Origin of the sequence: Nocardia sp. NPDC050712 (assembly GCF_040654295.1) — a bacterium.
Taxonomy (GTDB): Bacteria; Actinomycetota; Actinomycetes; order Mycobacteriales; family Mycobacteriaceae; genus Nocardia.
Genome location: NZ_JBFAHT010000002.1, coordinates 883455 through 902188, shown reverse-complemented (window position 1 = coordinate 902188; position 18734 = coordinate 883455). Strand labels below are relative to the sequence as shown.

The 18734-nt window shown below is 70.4% G+C and carries 16 protein-coding genes and 1 pseudogene; 11 read left to right on the top strand and 6 right to left on the bottom strand.

What is annotated here, in order from left to right:
- The first annotated feature begins 71 nt into the window (after positions 1-71).
- Both AB0H76_RS14605 and AB0H76_RS14600 read left to right on the top strand, forming a co-directional pair.
- Complete coding sequence (locus tag AB0H76_RS14605; protein WP_357322772.1) at positions 72-1790, top strand: amidohydrolase family protein; 1719 nt, start codon at positions 72-74, stop codon at positions 1788-1790.
- Positions 1791-1850: 60 nt separating this feature from the next.
- The gene (locus AB0H76_RS14600; protein ID WP_357322769.1) at positions 1851-2474 is read left to right on the top strand and encodes a maleylpyruvate isomerase family mycothiol-dependent enzyme; all 624 of its coding nucleotides are present in this window, start codon (positions 1851-1853) and stop codon (positions 2472-2474) included.
- A 22-nt stretch (positions 2475-2496) separates the two neighbouring features.
- On the opposite strand, the gene AB0H76_RS14595 is transcribed toward AB0H76_RS14600, so the two are convergent.
- Positions 2497-4935 carry a PEP-utilizing enzyme gene (locus AB0H76_RS14595; protein ID WP_357322766.1) on the bottom strand — a complete coding sequence of 813 codons (2439 nt, stop codon included), beginning with the start codon at positions 4933-4935 and terminating at the stop codon, positions 2497-2499.
- Between the two features lie 165 nt (positions 4936-5100).
- Between AB0H76_RS14595 and AB0H76_RS14590 the strand changes: the two genes are divergently transcribed.
- From AB0H76_RS14590 to AB0H76_RS14570, 5 genes are all read left to right on the top strand, one after another.
- Complete coding sequence (locus AB0H76_RS14590) at positions 5101-6561, top strand: FAD-dependent oxidoreductase (RefSeq protein WP_357322763.1); 1461 nt, start codon at positions 5101-5103, stop codon at positions 6559-6561.
- A gap of 52 nt (positions 6562-6613) precedes the next feature.
- Positions 6614-6808 (top strand): hypothetical protein, encoded by a 195-nt coding sequence (locus AB0H76_RS14585; RefSeq protein WP_357322760.1) that lies wholly within the window; start codon positions 6614-6616, stop codon positions 6806-6808.
- Positions 6809-6953: 145 nt separating this feature from the next.
- Positions 6954-8120, top strand: a complete 1167-nt coding sequence (gene hsaA, locus AB0H76_RS14580) for a 3-hydroxy-9,10-secoandrosta-1,3,5(10)-triene-9,17-dione monooxygenase oxygenase subunit (RefSeq protein ID WP_357322757.1) — start codon at positions 6954-6956, stop codon at positions 8118-8120.
- Complete coding sequence (locus AB0H76_RS14575; protein ID WP_357322754.1) at positions 8120-8974, top strand: alpha/beta fold hydrolase; 855 nt, start codon at positions 8120-8122, stop codon at positions 8972-8974. Before hsaA ends, AB0H76_RS14575 begins: the two co-directional genes overlap by 1 nt.
- 39 nt (positions 8975-9013) lie before the next feature.
- Entirely contained in the window at positions 9014-9541 is a 528-nt protein-coding gene (locus tag AB0H76_RS14570; protein ID WP_357322751.1) for a DinB family protein, read from the top strand.
- 3 nt (positions 9542-9544) lie between these two features.
- Here AB0H76_RS14570 and AB0H76_RS14565 read toward each other — a convergent pair whose 3' ends face one another.
- Positions 9545-11866 carry a LuxR C-terminal-related transcriptional regulator gene (locus AB0H76_RS14565; RefSeq protein WP_357322748.1) on the bottom strand — a complete coding sequence of 774 codons (2322 nt, stop codon included), beginning with the start codon at positions 11864-11866 and terminating at the stop codon, positions 9545-9547.
- A 73-nt stretch (positions 11867-11939) separates the two neighbouring features.
- Positions 11940-13265: pseudogene (locus AB0H76_RS14560) on the bottom strand (2-isopropylmalate synthase); the annotation flags it as partial.
- A gap of 238 nt (positions 13266-13503) precedes the next feature.
- Between AB0H76_RS14560 and AB0H76_RS14555 the strand changes: the two are divergent.
- Both AB0H76_RS14555 and AB0H76_RS14550 read left to right on the top strand, forming a co-directional pair.
- Positions 13504-14175, top strand: coding sequence for an FCD domain-containing protein (locus tag AB0H76_RS14555; protein ID WP_357322745.1), 672 nt, complete (start codon positions 13504-13506; stop codon positions 14173-14175).
- 55 nt (positions 14176-14230) lie between these two features.
- Positions 14231-15040, top strand: a complete 810-nt coding sequence (locus tag AB0H76_RS14550; RefSeq protein WP_357322742.1) for an ATP-binding cassette domain-containing protein — start codon at positions 14231-14233, stop codon at positions 15038-15040.
- Positions 15041-15160: 120 nt separating this feature from the next.
- On the opposite strand, the gene AB0H76_RS14545 is transcribed toward AB0H76_RS14550, so the two are convergent.
- Both AB0H76_RS14545 and AB0H76_RS14540 read right to left on the bottom strand, forming a co-directional pair.
- Complete coding sequence (locus tag AB0H76_RS14545) at positions 15161-15925, bottom strand: alpha/beta hydrolase (RefSeq protein WP_357322739.1); 765 nt, start codon at positions 15923-15925, stop codon at positions 15161-15163.
- Between the two features lie 180 nt (positions 15926-16105).
- Positions 16106-16474, bottom strand: a complete 369-nt coding sequence (locus AB0H76_RS14540) for a hypothetical protein (RefSeq protein ID WP_357322737.1) — start codon at positions 16472-16474, stop codon at positions 16106-16108.
- Between the two features lie 20 nt (positions 16475-16494).
- Between AB0H76_RS14540 and AB0H76_RS14535 the strand changes: the two genes are divergently transcribed.
- Complete coding sequence (locus AB0H76_RS14535; protein WP_357322734.1) at positions 16495-17088, top strand: TetR family transcriptional regulator; 594 nt, start codon at positions 16495-16497, stop codon at positions 17086-17088.
- On the opposite strand, the gene AB0H76_RS14530 is transcribed toward AB0H76_RS14535, so the two are convergent.
- Positions 17076-17741: an HAD family phosphatase gene (locus AB0H76_RS14530; RefSeq protein ID WP_357322731.1), complete on the bottom strand. Its 666-nt coding sequence runs from the start codon at positions 17739-17741 to the stop codon at positions 17076-17078. The two genes, AB0H76_RS14535 and AB0H76_RS14530, sit on opposite strands and share 13 nt — an antisense overlap.
- Before the next feature lie 289 nt (positions 17742-18030).
- On the opposite strand from AB0H76_RS14530, the gene AB0H76_RS14525 reads away from it, so the two are divergent.
- Entirely contained in the window at positions 18031-18699 is a 669-nt protein-coding gene (locus AB0H76_RS14525; protein WP_357322728.1) for a PaaI family thioesterase, read from the top strand.
- The last annotated feature ends 35 nt before the right edge of the window (positions 18700-18734 follow it).

Genomic DNA, 18734 nt, shown 5'->3' with positions numbered 1-18734 from the left:
GAACACCATGCGTGGGACCATGTAGCGCATACCAGGGGTACCGGATATCCCGGCAAGCGTGAGGGGCTGCAATGACTCGCTACGACGTGGTGATTCGCGGTGGACTGGTGTACGACGGCACGGGCAGCGCACCGCGGATCGCCGACGTCGGAGTCCTCGACGGCAAAATCGCCGCGGTCGGACGGTGGCTGCCCGAGGGGGCGCGCACGATCGACGCGGCCGGGAAATGGGTGCTGCCGGGCATGCTCGACGTGCACACGCATTACGACGCCGAGGTGCTCGGCAGCCCCGGGCTGGGCGAATCGGTCCGGCACGGCGTGACCACGGTGATCTTCGGCAACTGCTCGCTGTCCACGGTGTACGCCGCGGCCGAGGATTGCGCGGACATGTTCGCGCGGGTGGAGGCGCTGCCGTGGGACGCGGTGCACGCGGCGGTCAAGGAGCACAAGGACTGGGACGGGCCCGGATCGTACGCGGCGTCGCTGGCCGCCCGGCCGCTGGGCGCGAATGTGGCCGCACTCCTGGGACATTCGGATATCCGGGTCGCGGTCATGGGCCTGGAGCGGGCGGTGGACGCGCACGCCGCACCGACCGGGCCCGAACTGGATCGCATGCGCCGCATGCTGATCGACGCGCTGGACGCCGGCTTCGTCGGCCTGTCGACCATCCGCAGCTCGTTCTCCAAACTGGAGGGCACCCGCTACCCGACCCGCCGGCTACCGTCCACCTACGCGAGCTGGCGTGAATACGCGGTACTCAACAAGGTTCTGCGGCAACGAAATCGGGTGCATCAGAGCACTCCGAATCTCACTTCCCGGGTCGAATTGCTGCGCTACTTCACGCAGAGCGCGGGCCGCCTGCGCCGTCCGCTCAAGACCACGCTGATCGCCGCCGCCGACGTGAAGGCCGACCGGACCGTCGCCCGCGCCGCCGTGGCCGCCGCCTGGCTGACCAACAAGCTGGGCGGCGCCCAGTTCCGCTGGCAGCACCTGCCGGTGCCGTTCGAGGTGTACGCGGACGGCGTCGACCTGGTGGTGTTCGAGGAATTCGGTTCCGGCGTAGCGGCTTTGAACATCCGCGACGTCATGCGGCGGGGCGAGCTGCTCGCGGACGAGTCCTACCGCCGCCGGTTCCGCAAGGATCTCACCAAGCGATTCGGGCCCCGGGTGTGGCACCGCGACCTCTACGACGCGGAGATCGTGGCCTGCCCGGCGGCCGAGGTGGTCGGCAAGTCCTTCGGCCGGGTCGCCGAGGAACGCGGCATCGAACCGGCCGACGCGCTGCTCGACCTCGCGGTCGAGCACGGCTCCGCGTTGCGCTGGCGCACCGTCATCGCCAACGATCGCGACGACGTGCTGGACCGCCTGCAACGCTCGGCCCAGGTCCAGGTCGGCTTCGCCGATTCCGGCGCGCACCTGCGCAATATGGCCTTCTACAACTTCGGCCTGCGCCTGCTCGAACGCGCGCATCAGCGCGGTTTCCTGCCGATCGAGCAGGCCGTGCACCGGCTCACCGGTGAACTCGCGGACTGGTACGGCCTGGATGCCGGGCACCTGCGCAAGGGTGCGCGCGCCGATATCGCGGTGATCGATCCGGCCGGTTTCGACGGCAGCAGCGCGGACTACGCCGAAGCCCCGATGCCCGGCATCGAGGTGCGGCGGATGGTCAACCGCAACGACCGCACCGTCGCGGCGACCCTGGTCAACGGGCAGATCCTCTACGAGTACGGCGCCTTCGCCGAGGGGTTCGGCAGCACCGTGCGGGCGGGCACGTTCCTGCGGGCCCGATGAATCCGCGCGCCCCGCGCCGTCCTATGTCGAGCACAGGTATACCGACAGCGAGGAGCCGGGATGAGCGAGACCGAGATACGCAAGGCCATCGAAGCGGAACGCCGGGACCTGGCCGACGTGCTGGCCGGGCTGGACGAGAGCGCCTGGGACCGGCCGTCCCTGTGCGCCGGGTGGCGCGTCCGGGAGGTCGTCGCGCACATCACCATGGCCTACCGGATGTCACTGCCCAAGTTCGCGCTGGAGATGGCCCGGTCCCGCGGTGATTTCAACCGGATGGCGGACCGCGTCGCACGCAAGGACACCGCGCGACTCTCGACCGCCGACCTCGCGCGCTCCGTCCAGGACAACATCACGCACCCGTGGAAGCCGCCGGGCAGCGGATACGAGGCCACCCTGGGCCACGACATCATCCACGGGCTCGACATCACCGTGGCGCTCGGCCTCGATCGCCGCGTGCCGGAGGATCGCCTGCGGTATGTGCTGAGCGACCAGACGACCAAGAGCATCGAGTTCTTCGGCGCCGATCTGGACGGCCTCGAACTGCGCGCCGACGACATGGACTGGACCTTCGGTTCCGGCACACCGCTCACCGGTCACGCCCAGGACCTGCTGCTGGTGCAATGCGGCCGCAAGCTGCCGGCGGGCCATCTGCGCGGCGCCGCCGCGGACCGGTTCACCTCCTGACAGCTCCGGGAGCGGCCGCGCCTCACGCCAGCAGCGTCACCGTGCCCGCGGCGCCGTCGATCCGGACCCGCTGGCCATCCGCGAGGCTGGTGGTCGCGGTCTTGGTGTCGACCACGCAGGGGATGCCGAATTCCCGGGCGACGATCGCGGCGTGCGAGGCCGAGCCGCCGATGTCGGTGACCACCGCGGCGGCGTAGGCGAACATCGCGGTGTGGCCGGTGTCGGTGACCGCGGCGACCAGGATGTCGCCGGGCTCGATGTCGTCGTCGAGGGAGAGCACGAGTTTCACCCGGCCCTCGACGACGCCGGGGCACACGCCGATCCCGGTGAGGCTCGCGCCGGTGGCGAGCGCGCCCGCGTCGGCGACCGGTTCCCAGTGCCCGGCAATGACATCGGGCATCCGGATGCCCTTCAGGCGCGCCCGCTCGGCCCGGCGGCGCGTCACCACCGCGGCGGCCTCGGCGGGCGGTCCGAAGATCTCGTCCAGCGTGAGGAAGCAGACGTCCTCCGCCTCGCGCAGCACGCCGGCGGCGACCAGACGGGTTCCGCGCTCCCGCACCGCGAGGCGCAGACAGTGGTTGACGCGGACCACGGCGTCGCGGGCGCGTTCGCGCGCGACCGTCGCACCGGCGGCCATGCGGGCCGTGCGCCCCGGGGCCGCGTCGACGGGTTCGCGCTTGGGCGCGGGCATTTCGGCGGCGCGCGCCGCCGCGGTGAGCAGCAGGGTGGGCTTGTCGCCGAAGGTGGGATTGATGAGTTCGCACTCACCCGGGCCGCGGTGCGCGATCTTCACCAGTTCCTCGTTCAAGGCCGCCGCGAAGGCCGGGGACTTCTCCCGGGCCGCGGCCAGATCACCGGCCCGGGCCAGCTCCCGCAGTCCCGTGTCGGTCCGGCAGATCTCGGCGAGCCGCTCCACCGCGAGCATCGGCTTGGCCGATTCGAGGCGTTGCAGATCGATCGGCACCTCGCCCGCGTTCTTGCCGCGGGCGTGCACGGCGGTCGCCGCGCCGGTCATCATGACGCCGATCGAGGCGGCCTGCCAGGCCTGATACAGCCGGTCGCGCCAGAGCAGGGCGCGCACGTGCAGCTGCTCGTCGCTGAGCTCGTGGATCGCGGCGGCGTCGAGGACTTCGGCCTGCGCGGCGGCGTTGATCAGCTCCGCGGTGGCGCCGAAGCGCCGGGCGGTGGCGATCACCCGGGAGGTGGCGCGCCAGGTGCCCGCGACGCTGCCCAGGCCGGTGGGCATGGGCGGTTTGCCGTGCGGGGTCAGCGGGATCTCGTCGGGGATGTTGCCGTAGGCGTCGCGGCGGATGCTCTCCTCGTCCCAGCCGGGCATGTTCTCCGCGGCCAGCACGCCGATCGAGGCGTTGATGTAGATGTGATGACCGAGCACGGTGGTGACCCGACTCGTCCAGTGCTCCAACGCGATTCCGTCCAGCGCGATCATCGTGCCCATGGCCTCGTTGGCCAGGCGGATGGCGCCGGCGTGCAGATCGATGGTGAGCGGGGTGAGCGGGCCCGGCAGCGCCTCGGAGGTGTTGGTCGCGGTGTGCACGGGATAGCGCGGGTCGACGCGGTCGTCGAACTCGCCCTCCAGCCCCTCGGGGGCGACATCGGCCAGCTCGTGGTTGTCGGAGGTGCGCGCACGGGCCGGAATCACCTGGCCCGGTATCGGAATCGCGCCGCGCCGGGTCCGGAAATCGCCGCCCGCCGGTGCGCGCCCGACCAGGCCGCGCACGATGTCGGCGGCGACCTCCGGCGCGGACCAGCCGCAGCGGAAGCCCCAGCCCTGCTGCGCCGCCGTCGAATCGAGCTGCGCGCGGCTTCCGGCCCAGCCGGGCACCCAGGCCGAATACCGGACACCTTTGTCGCGCATCAGGTCTCGCATCTGCGTGCTGGAAACCAGCCCGGGCGCGGCGAGTTCGACGACGCCGACGCGCGGCGCGGTGGCGGCCCGCACCAGGAACCGTTCCAGGTCATCGGTGTGCAGCAGCTGGAAACCGTCCGCCGAGCGCGAGCCCAGGAGGGGTTCCAGGGCGCGCCGGGTCTCGTGCCCGATGCGGCGGCCCGCGGGCAAGGCGGTCCGCACCAGCAGGTAGTCCGCGCCCGAATCTTTCAGCAACGCAACGATGTCGGATTCCGGCACGCCCGCCGAGCGCGCTCCCGCGACCACCGGCACGATCAGGTGCGCACCGGCGGCCCGTGCCGCCGCGGCGATCGCCGAGACATCGGGACCACCCAGATGCAGCACCGTCGCGCAGCCGGCCAGCGCCGCGGTGCACGCCGCCGCGTCGGCCGGGTCGCCGGCCGTGAATCGCACCCGCGGATCCACGAAGCGATGCCATCGCCGGTCCAGGCCCGCTACCTCGTGCCCGGCGGCCAGCAGCATCCGTGCCACAGCGCGACCGCTGGGTTCGGTAACTCCGGTGATCAGGACCCGCAGCCCAGCCGCCGCACCCATGTATCTGTCTCCTCACTGGCATCCTCACGTGAAAGTGACGCCGTTCACACACTGTCCCGAGTGCGTCCGGCGGCGACCGAAACCAGTCCCACTCACCGGTCCGCCGTCCCTGCCCACCGAGATGGGTTCCTGGTCGGCCGGACGGGACCGGCGACGCTGGCACCCATGAGCGAGATACCGGAGCAGGTGCGGGCCTTCGACCTCGAGACCGATGTCCTGGTCCTGGGGTACGGATGTGCCGGGGCCGCGGCGGCATTCGAGGCGGCGACCGGCGGCGCCGAGGTCCTGGTGCTGGACAAGGCGGGCGGCCCGGGCGGGGCCTCGGCCCTGTCCGGCGGCGAGGTCTACCTCGGCGGCGGCACCCCGATCCAGCGGGCCTGCGGATTCGACGACAGCCCCGAGCAGATGGCGGCGTTCCTGCGGGCCGCGCTGGGGCCGGACGCCGACGCCGAGAAGATCGAGCTCTACTGCGCCGACAGCGTCGCGCACTTCCACTGGCTCGCCGACCGCGGCGTGCCGTTCACACCCAGCCTGTGGGACGCGCCGGCCTGGGTGCCGCCCACCGACGACGGCCTGATGTGGCTGGGCGAGAACAGCTGGCCGTTCACCGAACTCGCGACGCCCGCGCCGCGCGGGCATCGGCCCACCGCACCGGATTTCGGCGGGAAGCTGCTGATGGACGTGCTCGTCGCGGCCGCCGAATCCGCCGGTGTGACAGCACAGTACGACACGGCGGCGACGAATCTGATCGTCGACGACAGTGGTTCGGTCCTCGGCGCGCGCGCCCGCCGATACGGGCAGACGTTCACCGTCCGGGCGCGCCGCGGCCTGGTCCTCACCACCGGAGGTTTCGTCGACAACGACCAGATGCTGGCCGCGCACGCCCCGCGCCTGCTGGGCCACACCAAGGTCAGCGCGGGCACCGACGACGGCAGCGGCATCCGGATGGCGCAGGCGGTCGGGGCGGCGGTGCGCCACATGTCCACCGGACAGGCCGGGATCGCCTTGGTCCCCGGCCTGGCGGCGCGCGGTCTGGTCGTCAACGGGCGGGGCGAGCGGTTCGTCACCGAGGACACCTATCCCGGCCGCATCGGCCAGGCCGCGCTGTTCGATCAGGACATGGACGTCTGGGTGATCCTCGACGAGCAGGCCTTCGAGGAGCTTCCCGAAGCGGAACGCTGGGGCGTGCGACCGGCCCACGTCGCCGAGACCGCCGGCGAACTCGGCGACCTGCTCGGGTTACCGCCGGGCGCGCTGACCGCCACCCTCACCCGATACAACGAATTCGCCGCGCACGGAACGGATCCCGACTTCCACAAGGCGCCCCGGTGGCTGCGGCCACTCGCTCCCCCTTTCGCGGCCATCGACGTCAAGGCCGGTGTCCGTCCGCCGGGCCGCGGCAGCGCCCGCCGCGGCACCGGCGCCTCGGTCTTCACCCTCGGCGGCCTGCACACCACCGTCGACGGCGCGGTCCTCGATCGCACCGGCACGCCGATCACCGGCCTGTACGCGGCCGGCCGCGCCGCCTCGGGCCTGCACGGCGCGGGCTATATCAGCGGCACCTCCCTCGGCGACGGCACCTACTTCGGCCGCCGGGCGGGCACCGCCGCGGCACGGCGCAGCTGAGCGCTGGTTCAACCGGGTACGCGCACGCAGAAGGCCAGCTACCGTTCCAGAAATGGGAATGCTCATCGGCATCGCGTGCGTCGCGCTCGTTGTCATCGGAATCATCGCGCTGATCGTCGGCGGCAGCTCGGACGGCGGCGACAGCGACTGGGACGCCGGCGGTGGTGACAGCGACAGCGACAGCGGAAGCGGCTGTGGCGGCGGGAGCAGCTGCGGGGGCGGCGGCTGCGGCGGGGGCGGCGACTGAGCGGGCGGTTCCGATCATCGGGACTGGCACCTGCCCCGGCGAATAATCCGGCATAGCGTCGGGGAATCGGCACGATCTGCGCCTCTGGTGCGCGATCCTGGCAATGTCGAATCCTATTCCCGGAGAACGCAGGAGGACGCCCGTCATGACCAACAAGGTGCTCGATCGGGTACGGGACCTGCTGCCGGCGATCCGGGAGCGGGCCGCCGAGACCGATCAGCAGCGGCAGGTGCCGGCGCAGAGCATCCAGGAACTGACCGAGGCCGGTGTCTTCCGGATGCTGCAACCGTCGCGGTTCGGCGGCGACGAGGCCTCGCCGGTGGCCTTCTACGAGGTCATCCGGGCGATCGCGGCGGCCTGCCCGTCGACCGGATGGGTGTCCTCGGTGCTCGGCGTGCATCCGTGGCAGCTCGCGCTGTTCCCGCTGCGAGCCCAAGAGGACGTCTGGGGCGCCGATCCGGACACGCTGGTCTCCTCGTCGTACGCGCCCACCGGAAAGCTGACGCCGGTCGAGGGCGGCTACGAGGTGAGCGGCCGCTGGAGCTTCTCCTCCGGCTGCGCGCACGCCGAATGGGTGTTCCTGGGCGCGATGGCGCCGGACGAGAACGGCAATCCCGCGGTCTATCTGACGATTCTGGTGCCGCGCGCGGACTACGAGATCGACGATGTCTGGCACGTGGTGGGCCTGTCGGGCACCGGCAGCAACGACATCATCATCGACAAGGCCTTCGTGCCGGACCATCGCGCCTACAGCGCGAGCGAGCAGTCCCAGCTGCGCGGGCCCGGCCAGGAGGCCAATCCCGCGGCGCTGTACAAGATCCCGTTCGCGGCCGTGTTCTCCAACACCATCGTCGCCCCCATCATCGGCGCCGCCGAGGGCGCCTACGAGGCGCATATCGAGCGGATGCGGGACCGGGTGCGGTTGTCCTACGGCGGGCAGAAGGTCGCCGACGACGGTTTCGCGCAGGTCCGGGTGGCGCGCGCGGCCTCGGAGATCGATGCCGCGATCCTGCAGATGGAGCGCAACATCACCGAGCTGCTGCGGTATGCCGAAGCGGGCGAGGAGATTCCGGCCCGGGTCCGGCTGCGTACCCGGCGCGATCAGGTGCGCGGCACCGAACGCTCGATCCAGGCGATCGAGCTGCTGTTCGACAACTCCGGCGGGCATTCGATCCGCAAACCCAATCCGATCGAACGGCATTGGCGGGACGCGCACGCGGGCAGCGTGCACGTCATCAACGATGTGGAGCGGGCGCTGGCGATGTTCGGGCGCGGCGAGTTCGGGATCACCGTCGAAGACCGGATGATCTGATGCACACCGCCGAGTCGACGACCCGGTGGGTGACCGCCGACGGGCTGAAACTCCGCTACCACGAGGCGGGTTCGGGCCCGCCGCTGGTGCTGCTGCACGGCTCCGGCCCGGGCGTCTCGGGCTGGGCGAACTTCGGCGGGAACCTGGCCACGCTCGCCGAGCACTTCCGGTGCCTCATCCTGGACCAGCCCGGCTTCGGGGCCAGCGGACGCCCAGAAGTGTACGAGCGCAACTACCTTCGCATCGCCGCGGACGCCGTGATCGGCCTGCTCGACCAACTGGATCTGCCCAGTGCGCACCTGCTGGGCAATTCCATGGGCGGCGCGGTCGCGACCCTGGTGGCGCTGGAGCACCCCCGGCGCGTCGACCGGCTGGTGCTGATGGCGCCGGGCGGTGTCGGCGTCAACGTCCTGGGACCCGAACCCTCCGAAGGGATTCGGCGCCTGCTCGACTTCACCGCCGACCCGACCCGGGATCGGGTGCTGGATTGGCTGCGCACCATGGTGTTCGATCAGTCGATCCTCACCGACGAGCTGGTCGAGACCCGGCTGCGCACCGCCGCCGACCCGGCCGCCATCGCGGCCCTGCGCGACGCGTACGCCACCTTCGCCGATCCCGCACTGGCCGAACAGGTTCCGCTGTGGGCGCAGTTGCGCGGGCTACGGCACGAGGTGCTGATGCTGTGGGGCCGCGACGATCGGGTGACCCCGGTCGAGGGCGCGCTGCTGCCGTCGCGGCAGCTGCCCAACGCGGATCTGCGGCTGTTCGGCCGGTGCGGGCACTGGGTGCAGATCGAGCGCAAGGCCGCGTTCGAACGCGCGGTCACCGACTTCCTCACCCACGGGCTGCACTGAACTTTCGCGTGTGGCGCACGGCCGGGTTAGGGTCGGCGGATGACGTGGACGGCACCTGATATCGATCGACGCGACACCCCACTCATCGGTGACGAGCGCAGCCAATTGCAGGCCTTCCTGGACTTCCACCGCGAGACCCTGCTGTGGAAATGCTCCGGGCTCACCGGGGAGCAGCTCAAGTCACAGGTGCTGCCCACCTCCACCCTCACGCTGCTCGGCCTGCTCCGGCACATGACCGAGGTGGAGCGCGGCTGGTTCCGGCGCACGGCCGCCGCCCAGGACATCAGCACGGTCTTCGATTACACCGACGACGTCGACGCCGACTTCAACGCGATCGAATCCACCGATGCCGCACACGATTACGCGCGCTACCTGGACGAGACCCGCAAGTGCGACGCCGCGGTCAAGGATCTGACGCTGGACAGCACCTTCCACCATCCGCGCCCGGACCGGCCGGATCTGTACAGCCTGCGCTGGGTCTACTTGCACATGATCGAGGAGTACGCCCGGCACAACGGTCACGCCGACCTGCTCCGCGAGGCACACGACGGGAAGACCGGCGAGTAGGCCTCAGGTCAGATTCCGCGTTGCCCAGCCGGCGATCTGGGTGCGCGAGGTGCAGCCGAGCTTGGTCAGAATGTGGTCGACGTGGCTCTCGGCGGTGCGGATGGAGATCACCAGCTCGGTCGCGATCGCCTTGTTGCTGTAGCCGGCCGCGACCAAGCGCGCGACATCCTTCTCCCGGCGCGTGAGCACGTCCGCCACTTCGGCTTTCGGTACCGGCGCGGGCTCCGGCTCGGTGCCCAGCGCGTAACTCATCGCCTCGTCCAGCGGCAACGCGACGCCGCTGTCGAAGGCCGCCTGGAACTCCCGGTCCCCCAGCGCGTGCGCGACCTGCACCCGCACCTTGTCGCCGACCGCCTCGGTCATCGCGTGCGCCAGCCGCTGCGTGCTGCCCCGCCGCACCGCCACCGCGGCCCCCATCAGCCGCGCCGCCCGCACCTGATCGCCCTGGGCCGCGGCCGCCCACGCCAGACCGTCGAACCCGGACGCGGTCCACACACATCGATCGAAGAGCCGGAACTGTTCGATGGCCCGGCGCAGCTCCGCGATGGCCTGGTCCTGGTCGCCGTTGCGCCACCGATCGGTGCCGACCGCCCAGCTGGCCAGGCCACCCAGCAGATGCGACCCGTGCGCGGCCGTCTTCATCGCGAACTGCTCGGCGATCTCGGTCGCCCGCGCGTCCTGCAGCATCATGGCGCACACGTAGCCGAAGGCCAGGCTCTCCACCTCCACGCCGTGGTGCGCGCACGCCGCGCCCTCCGCCGCCGCGCGCACGGCGATATCGAGCGCGCTGTGCGGATCACCGGCGGCGAAGGTCAGCAGCGCGGACAGCAGCCGGTGCTCCACGAGCACCTCGGTCGCGTCCAATTCGGTAGACAGCTCCAGGCATTCGTCCGCGAAGCGGTTCGCCTCGGCGATATCGGAGAGCATCGCGGCGATCACCGAGGCCGCGGCCAGCGCCCGGGCCCGGGCGACGCTGCGCGCCGGATCCTTGGCCAGGGCCTCTCCCAGCCAGCGATAGCCTTCGAGCAGGAAGCGATAGTGCTCCCAGAACGGCCGCAGCTCGTTCGCGATCTCCAGGGCCCGGTGCGCGCCCTCCGGGTCGGCCAGCGAAAACTGCAGCGCCGCACGCAAATTGGCATGTTCGCGGGTGACGTCCCGGAACCAGTCGGCGTCCAGGCTGCCCCAGTAGTCGGTGCGACCCCGATGGGCCAGCAGATAGTAGTGCTCGCGATGGCGGATCCGCACGGCCCGCTCGTCGCCGTGCGCCGCGAGCTCGGCCAGCGCGAACTGCCGCAGCGGTTCCAGCATGGTGTAGCGCCCGGTGCCGTCGCTGTCGTGCCGGTAGCTCAGCACCGACTTCTCCACCAGCCCGGTCAGCGAATCCAGTAGCACCGCAGGCGGTTCCAGGAAGCACACGGCTTCGGCGGCCTCCAGGTCGAACCCGCCGGCGAAGACCGAGAGCTGCTCCCAGAGCCGCTGCTCGTCCGGCCGGCACAGGTCATAGCTCCACCGGATCGCCGCCTCCAGCGTCTGCTGGCGGCGCGGCGCGGTGCGCAACCCGGTGGTCAGCAGCTTCATGGCGTCGTCGAGGCGGGCCAGCACCTGATCCGGGGTGAACATCCGCAACCGCAGCGCCGCCAGTTCCAGCGCCAGCGGAATGCCGTCGAGCCGGCGGCAGATCGCCGCCAGCGCACCACGATTGGCCGCGGTGACCCGGAACTCGGGGTTCGCGGCCGCGGCCCGCTCGATCAGCAACCGCAGAGCATCGCTGTCGTCCGGGATCGGGCCGCCGTCCTCGTCGACCGTGGGCACGGTCAGCGGCGCCAGCGGCATGATCTGCTCGCCGTCCACACCGAGCGGTTCCCGGCTGGTCGCCAGGATCCGCACCTCGGTGGTCGCCGGGATCAGCCGGCCGGCCAGCTCGGCGCAGGCGTCGATCAGGTGCTCGCAGTTGTCCAAGATCAGCAGCAGGCTCTTGCCGGCCAGGTACTCGGTGAGCCCGGCCAGCGGGGCACTGGTGTCATCGCGCAGGCCCAGGGTGTTCGCGACGCTCAACGCGACGAGTTCCCCGTCGTGCACGTGGGCCACCTCGACCAGCCACACGCCGTCGGGGAAGGCCCGCCGCACCGCCGCACCCACCTGGCGGGACAGGCGCGTCTTGCCGACGCCGCCGGGGCCGGTCAGGGTGAGCAGGCGGGTGCTGGACAGCAGCGCCTTGGCCGCGGCAACCTCGCCACCACGACCGACGAAGCTCGTCACCTCCGCCGGGAGGTTCCCTTGCACGTGCCGCACCACGCCGATTACCTTCGCACGCCCGGCCGACATCTCGGGCATTTTGCCCGAAGATGTCGGCCGGGCGGGAAGCGAGCTATCGACCGGCAGACTCCACCGGCGCCGGATACGCCGCGACGAACAGGTCCCGCAGTTCGGCCGCGGTGACCTCGCGGCCGGTGCCGTCCACGTGCGCCTGCACCCGCCGGGCGAAGTCGATCTGCCGCTCACGGGGCAGATCGATGCCGTACTCGGTCTCCAGCAGGTAGGCGATACCGCCCTTGCCCGACTGCGAGTTGACCCGGATCACCGCCTCGTAGCTGCGGCCCACATCGGCGGGGTCGATCGGCAGATACGGGACCTGCCAGTCCAGGTCGCGTTCGGCGATGCCGGTGGCGGCGGACCGGGCGCGATGCTCGGCCAAGCCCTTGCGGATCGCGTCCTGGTGCGTGCCGGAAAACGCCGTGTGCACCAAATCCCCGGCGTACGGGTGCCTTTCGGGCACCGGCATGCGGGTGCAGTACTCCACGGTGCGGCGGATCTCGTCGATATCGGAGAAATCGATCATCGGGTCCACCCCCTGGGCGTGCAGGTTCAGCGCCAGGGTGGCGATGTCGACGTTGCCGGTGCGCTCACCGTTGCCGAAGACACAGCCCTCCACCCGCTGCGCGCCGGCCAGCACCGCCAGTTCCGCGCAGGCGATCCCGGTGCCGCGATCGTTGTGCGGATGCACCGACAGGATGACGCTGTCGCGGCGGGCCAGCTGCTTGTGCATGTACTCGATCTGGTCGGCGTAGACGTTGGGGGTGGCGACCTCCACCGTCGCGGGCAGATTCAGGGTTACCGGGCGTTCGGGGGTGGCATCCCACAGCGTGGTCATGCGATCGCAGATGTCGAGCACGTAATCCGGCTCGGTCAGGTTGAACACCTCGGGCGAGAACTGGAAGCGCACGTTCGGCAGGTGCCCGGCCAGGTCGAGGATGCGCTGCCCGCCGGCCAGGATCAGATCCCGCACTTCGGCATCGCCCTTGCCCAGCACCATGCTGCGCCAGGTCGGCGCGGTGGCGGTGTACAGGTGGATGACCACGTTGCCGATGCCACGAACCGATTCCACGGTGCGCTCGATCAAATCCGCACGCGCCGGGGTGAATACGACGATCGTGACATCGTCAGGGGACAGTTCGGCCTCGGCGATCAGCCGGACGAAATCGAAATCGGCCTGCGAGGCCGACGGGTAGCCGACTTCGATCTCCTTGTAGCCCATGGCCACCAGCAGTTCGAAGAAGCGGCGCTTGCGGTCCGGGTCCATGGGTTCGGCCAGGGCCTGGTTGCCGTCGCGCAGGTCGACCGGGACCCACAGGGGTGCGGCCGTGATCCGGTTGCCCGGCCAATCACGCTGGGTCAGCGGCACTTCCACGCGATCGAAGACAGCGCGGTAGCGCTGCGAGGGCATCTGCGAATGCCGCTGCGGGTTCCAGGCCGGTCCGGGTACCCCGCCCCGGGGCGTATCGATGGTGGGAAAAACGCGCGTGCTCAAGGATCTGCTTCCTGTCACAAGAAGGGTGACCGGCCACGACGAAGCCCCACGGCGGGGGGCCGGTCGGTCAGGCCCCGCCGTGGCGGCTAAGCAGAAGCGTGCTGCGCATGTTGCTAGACTATACACAACTCCTCAGACAAGTAGAGAGGTCGTGATGGTTGCCCAGGTTCGCCGCCACCCCCTGGCGGCGCAGACGGCCGAGCTGCTGCTCACTCGCGTCCGGGCCGGTGAATGGCCGCTGGGGCATCGTCTACCAGGCGAAACCACGCTGGCCGCGCAGCTCGGCGTCGGCCGCTCGACCCTGCGCGAGGCGATCCGCGAACTTGCGGGCAAAGGCGTCCTCGACAGTCGCCAGGGCGCGGGCGTCTTCGTCATCGCGCTCGATGTCACCGAGGACTGGGATGTGGTGCTGCGGCGCGCCACCATCGCCGCGGTGATCGAAGCGCGCATCGCCATCGAAGCCGAGGCCGCCGCCCTGGCCGCCGCGCGCCGCACCCCCGCCGACCTGCGTGCCATCCGCCGTGCCCTGGCCGCCCGGGAAACGCCGCGCGACACCATCGATGACCATGTGGACGCGGACATGGCGTTCCATCGCACCGTGATCGTGGCCGCCCACAACGACGTCCTCACTCAGCTGTTCGACACCTTCCTGCCGCGGCTGCGGGTCGCGATGATCGACATGCTGAAGATCCGGCCGGTGCCCTCGGAGTCGGCCGATCACGACGCGCACATCCGGCTCACCGACGCCATCGCGCACCGAAACCCCGCCGCGGCAGCGGAATACAGCCGCGCGCATCTGAGTCGGCTGAAAGAGGCGTTCTCGTGAGCACCACCGGGCGGTGGCCCGCTCGGAACGGCATCACACTGATGGAGGTAACACGGTGACCGGTTCACCAGTCCTGCAACTCGACGACGTCACCTTCCGGCGCGAGGGCAATCAGATCCTGCACGGCATCTCGCTGACCGTGCGGGCCGGTGAGCACTGGGCCCTGCTCGGCCCCAACGGGGCGGGCAAGAGCACCCTGCTCGGCTTCTGCGGCGCGGTCACCTTCCCGACCACCGGCACGGTGCACGTACTGGGCGAGCAGATGGGCAAGGTCGACCTGGCCCGGTTGCGGCGCTCGATCGGGCACGTGAACCCGCGCCACCCCCTGCGCTACTCGCTGACCGTCCGCGAGGTGGTGCTCACCGGCATCACCGCCACCATCGACACTCCGATCCGGTGGACGCCGACGCCCGACGAACTGCGCCGCGCCGACGCCATGATCGAGACGATCGGCCTGAAGGGCAAGGCCGACAGCACCTGGCCCACCCTGTCCCAGGGCGAACGCGGCCGCACCCTGATCGCCCGCGCCCTGGTCGCCGAACCCCGCCTGCTCCTGTTCGACGAGCCCGCCACCGGCCTGGACCTGGCCGCCCGCGAACAACTCCTGAGCACCATCGACACCCTCGGCGAGACCCACCCCGACGTCGCCTCCATCCTGGTCACCCACCACCTGGAGGAACTCCCGACCACCACCACCCACGCCCTGCTCATCGCCGACGGCCGCACGGTCGCCTCGGGCACCGCCCACGACGTCATCACCACCGAATCGGTCAGCACCGCGTTCGATCACGCCGTCGAAGTCCGCCACGACCGCGGCCGCTGGTCGGCCCGCGCCCACGCGGACGGAATCACCGTGCCGCACTGACGAATCGGCAATTTCGTGCGGAATTACTGGTCCAGGGGCACAGCCGCTTGTCTCGAGGCGGTTAACCGCACGACTATGCCCATCCCACGGTGCGGGCCTCTCAGTGAGGCGCCGTTCCGATCAGGCGCGCCGGATCGGCTGCATGGTTTGTGGCGGGTCGGAGGTGAGGAAGTCGCCGACGCGGCGGTAGACCTCGGCGGGCTTTTCGACGACCAGGAGGTGGGAGGTGCCGGGGACGATCGACAGTTCCGAGTTCGGGATCGCTCGGTAGAGCGCGATGGTGTGTTCCAAGGTCATCGCGTCGTCGTCGGCGGCGAGCACCAGGGTGCGGGCGGTGATGGTGGCCAGGTCTTCGACGGTGAGGGTCGGGGCGCCGTTCGCCATGGTCAGGAGTTTGTCGGCGATCACGCGGAAATGCGCTTCGCCGTCCGGTGAGACCTCTCCGTAGCGCCCGGCCAGCCGGCGCAGGGGTTCCTCGTCGGCGAAGCCGTCCAGCACGCCGGGCACCAGGCCGTCGTGATGGAAGTTCGCGCTGATCAGGACCAGCTTGCCGACCAGGTCCGGCCGCCGCAGCGCCACCAGCAGGGCGACGATTCCGCCGTCGCTGTATCCGACCAGATGCGTGGGTCCGCCGACCACCTTGTCCAGGAACGCGATCGTGTCCGCGGCCATCGCGTCATAGGTGAACGGCCCCTCGACATCCGGCGTCCGCCCGTGCCCGCGCCGATCCGCCCGGAACACCTGAAAGTGCTCGGCCAGCCCCGCCACGGCCGGGTCGAACGAGCGCGAATCGACGAACCCGCCGTGCAGCAACAGCACGGGCTCCCCCACCCCGGTCTCGTCGTACCAGGTCCGGACATCCCCGAGCTGAACATAATTCGACATCCGCCGATCATGCGCCGTCCCACCAAGCGTCGCCAACCCCGGTGTGAACCTCGCCTCAGGCGGATGCCGCGAAGTAATGCCGCCGACCCGCGTCGGAGACTCCGCTCGTGGCCGCGCCGCCGACAGCGATCAGGCCTACCGAGTCAGCCTCGCACGCTCCAACTCCCGCCCCCGGCGGAATCAGGCCGCGGCGGCGATCTGGCGCATCATGCGGCGCATCACCAAGCGGTGGCCGCCGGTGCCGACGACCAGGGCGCGGTAGATCTTCCCGTGTGGCCCAGGGAATTTCGCCGAGCTCTGGGCGCGCACCAGGGTGCGGCCGGATCCCTGGTCGTCCAGGAGGAAGATCAGCTCGTATTCGGAGAACCAGTGTCGGCCGTGCAGTGCGAGGCGGGTAGGTTCCTCGGCGGCGGCCAGCACGAAGCCGCCGGGCACCGTGGCCGGATCGTCCAGGTCTTTGCAGAGCACCCGCAGTACCGCCTTCCAGGCTCGCTCGCGATTCGCGTCGATTACTGTGGAATGCTCATCGATATAGGGCAACCGCTCCATATAGAAGGAACGTACTAGTAGTGGCACCACCTCGCAAGCATGATTCGGATGTGATCCTCGACGCCGCACGCACTTTGGTGCTCGCCGAGGGCCCGCGTGCCGCGAGCGTGGCCGCCATCGCCGCCGCCAGCGGCGCCCCGGTCGGCACGCTGTACCACCGCTTCGGCAACCGCGACGGCGTACTCACCGAGGCGTGGCTGCGCGCGCTGGCCCGGTTCCAGACGGGTGTGCTGCGGGCCGGCGACCAGCCCGATCCGGTGGCGGCGGGCGTCGCCATGGTCCGCGCGGCCATCCGCTTCGGCCGCGAATTACCCGACGACGCAAGGCTTCTGCTGAGCTTGCGTCCCAGCGACCTGCTCGACGGCGGCCCGGACGACGGCTTCCAGTCGCGACTGGCGGGCATGAACGCCCCGCTGATCGAGCATCTGCGCCGCATCGGCCGCGAGCTGACCGGACGCGACGGCGAACGCGAGGTCGACGCGGTCAGCCGCGCCGTGGTCGATCTCCCCTACGCCGCGCTGCGCCGCCATGCCCACGCCACCAGGCTGCCCGACTGGCTGGAGGACGACATCGCGGCCGCCGCGCGCATCCTGCTGGAGTCCTACCGGGGCTGAGCCTCGTCGTCGACCAGCGCGGGACTGAGCTTGTCCAGGCCGTCGATCACGTGCGCCGCGAGCGCGCGGGCGTCGTCGTCGAGCGGATACTCCGGGCGCGGGGCGGCGATCACCCGCATGCCCGCGGCGTGCGCGGACCGGATGCCGTTGCTCGAATCCTCCACGGCCGCACAGTCCGTCGACTTCTTGCGCAGGAACGCCGCGACGGCCACGTACACATCGGGCGCGGGTTTACCCCGGTCCACCTCCTCGGTGGAGAAGGTGACGTCGAAGAATTCGATCAGCCCGGTACGCCCGAGCACCGTGTTGATCAGCGACCGCGGCGAGGAGCTGGCCACACCCAGCGGCCAGTTCTCGCTCATCCGCTGCACCGCCTCCACCGCGCCGGGCAGCAGCGGCACCGTCTTGTCGTAGTGCGCGGCCATCCGCTCGATCACGTCGTCGGCGACGGTATCGGGCGTCCTGCCCACGCCGAGTTCACCGCTGAGGTACTCCGACCATTCGCTGGTGCTCATGCCCATCAGCCGCTTCTGCGTATCCGGCAGCCACCGCCCGCCCTTTTCCGCGACATAGTCGCGCCGCACCTGCTCCCAGACCGGTTCGGAGTCGATCAGGATGCCGTCCATATCGAAGACGACCGCCGTAATACGCATCGGGACAAAGCCTTTCGCCGGCCGCGGGCACACGGGAACGGTGCTCGCGTGTGGTTGCTCGTCGAGACCTGATGGATAATCGGGTACCCAGACTAGGTGTATCGCATTCGACACCCATCGATGGGCCACCTCCAGCGCACCGCGCACGCGATCCGCCCCCAGAGGGTAGCGGTGTGACCGTCAGGATCCGGGCAACCGGCGAACGCGTCGGAAAACCGCCGCTGCCTTCGCGGGTTACAGCCGGGTCCCGTGCGCGAGCGTCCGGCGGGCAACCAATAACATGTTCTATATGAGCGAACTCAGCGCCGCGCTGCCCAGCGAAGAGCACCACGAGGGCGGGTTCCGGCCGATGGTGGAGGCGATCGACGCGGAACTGGCCAGCGGCCACGGTGCCCCGCGCGGCGGGCCGCACTACGGCGACCTGATCGAGCAGGTGCGCACCCTGATGGACCGCGCCCGCCTGCTCAGCCCCGACGACGAGCTGGCGCTCGAGGCGATCGGCGTCCTGGAGAAGCTCAACGACAAGCTCGACGCCGCGGTCGTCACCGAATGGTCGGCCCCCGCCTGGACCCGGCACGATCTGCCCGGCCGGGGCAACATCACGCTGCCGCCGTTCGTCATCGACACCGCCGACCGCGACGGCGTGCACGCGCGCATCACCTTCCGTACTTTCCACCTCGGTGGCAACAATGCGGCACACGGCGGGCACGTCTCGCTCGGCTTCGACGACATGATGGGTATGGCCGCCGCGATGTACACCGGATCGGTGACGCGCACGGCGTCGCTGACGGTCGACTACCGCTCGGTAACCCCCCTGAACACCGAACTCCGGTTGCACGCCTGGGCCGAGCGCCAGGACGGCCGCAAGGTCTACCTGCGCGCCACCCTGCACGACGGCGACCGCCTCTGCGCCGAGGCGCACGGCCTGTTCATCGTGCTCAAGCCCGGCCAGCAGTAGCACGCAGAAACCGGGCGCGCGGCACAGGTGCCGGG

Coding starts and splice junctions, on each gene's coding strand:
- AB0H76_RS14540 (WP_357322737.1), bottom strand. CDS start 16,474: ATGGAGCGGTTGCCCTATATCGATGAGCATTCCACAGTAATCGACGCG.
- AB0H76_RS14590 (WP_357322763.1), top strand. CDS start 5,101: ATGAGCGAGATACCGGAGCAGGTGCGGGCCTTCGACCTCGAGACCGAT.
- AB0H76_RS14555 (WP_357322745.1), top strand. CDS start 13,504: ATGGTTGCCCAGGTTCGCCGCCACCCCCTGGCGGCGCAGACGGCCGAG.
- AB0H76_RS14525 (WP_357322728.1), top strand. CDS start 18,031: ATGAGCGAACTCAGCGCCGCGCTGCCCAGCGAAGAGCACCACGAGGGC.
- hsaA (WP_357322757.1), top strand. CDS start 6,954: ATGACCAACAAGGTGCTCGATCGGGTACGGGACCTGCTGCCGGCGATC.
- AB0H76_RS14585 (WP_357322760.1), top strand. CDS start 6,614: ATGGGAATGCTCATCGGCATCGCGTGCGTCGCGCTCGTTGTCATCGGA.
- AB0H76_RS14595 (WP_357322766.1), bottom strand. CDS start 4,935: ATGGGTGCGGCGGCTGGGCTGCGGGTCCTGATCACCGGAGTTACCGAA.
- AB0H76_RS14605 (WP_357322772.1), top strand. CDS start 72: ATGACTCGCTACGACGTGGTGATTCGCGGTGGACTGGTGTACGACGGC.
- AB0H76_RS14530 (WP_357322731.1), bottom strand. CDS start 17,741: ATGCGTATTACGGCGGTCGTCTTCGATATGGACGGCATCCTGATCGAC.
- AB0H76_RS14575 (WP_357322754.1), top strand. CDS start 8,120: ATGCACACCGCCGAGTCGACGACCCGGTGGGTGACCGCCGACGGGCTG.
- AB0H76_RS14545 (WP_357322739.1), bottom strand. CDS start 15,925: ATGTCGAATTATGTTCAGCTCGGGGATGTCCGGACCTGGTACGACGAG.
- AB0H76_RS14570 (WP_357322751.1), top strand. CDS start 9,014: ATGACGTGGACGGCACCTGATATCGATCGACGCGACACCCCACTCATC.
- AB0H76_RS14600 (WP_357322769.1), top strand. CDS start 1,851: ATGAGCGAGACCGAGATACGCAAGGCCATCGAAGCGGAACGCCGGGAC.
- AB0H76_RS14565 (WP_357322748.1), bottom strand. CDS start 11,866: ATGTCGGCCGGGCGTGCGAAGGTAATCGGCGTGGTGCGGCACGTGCAA.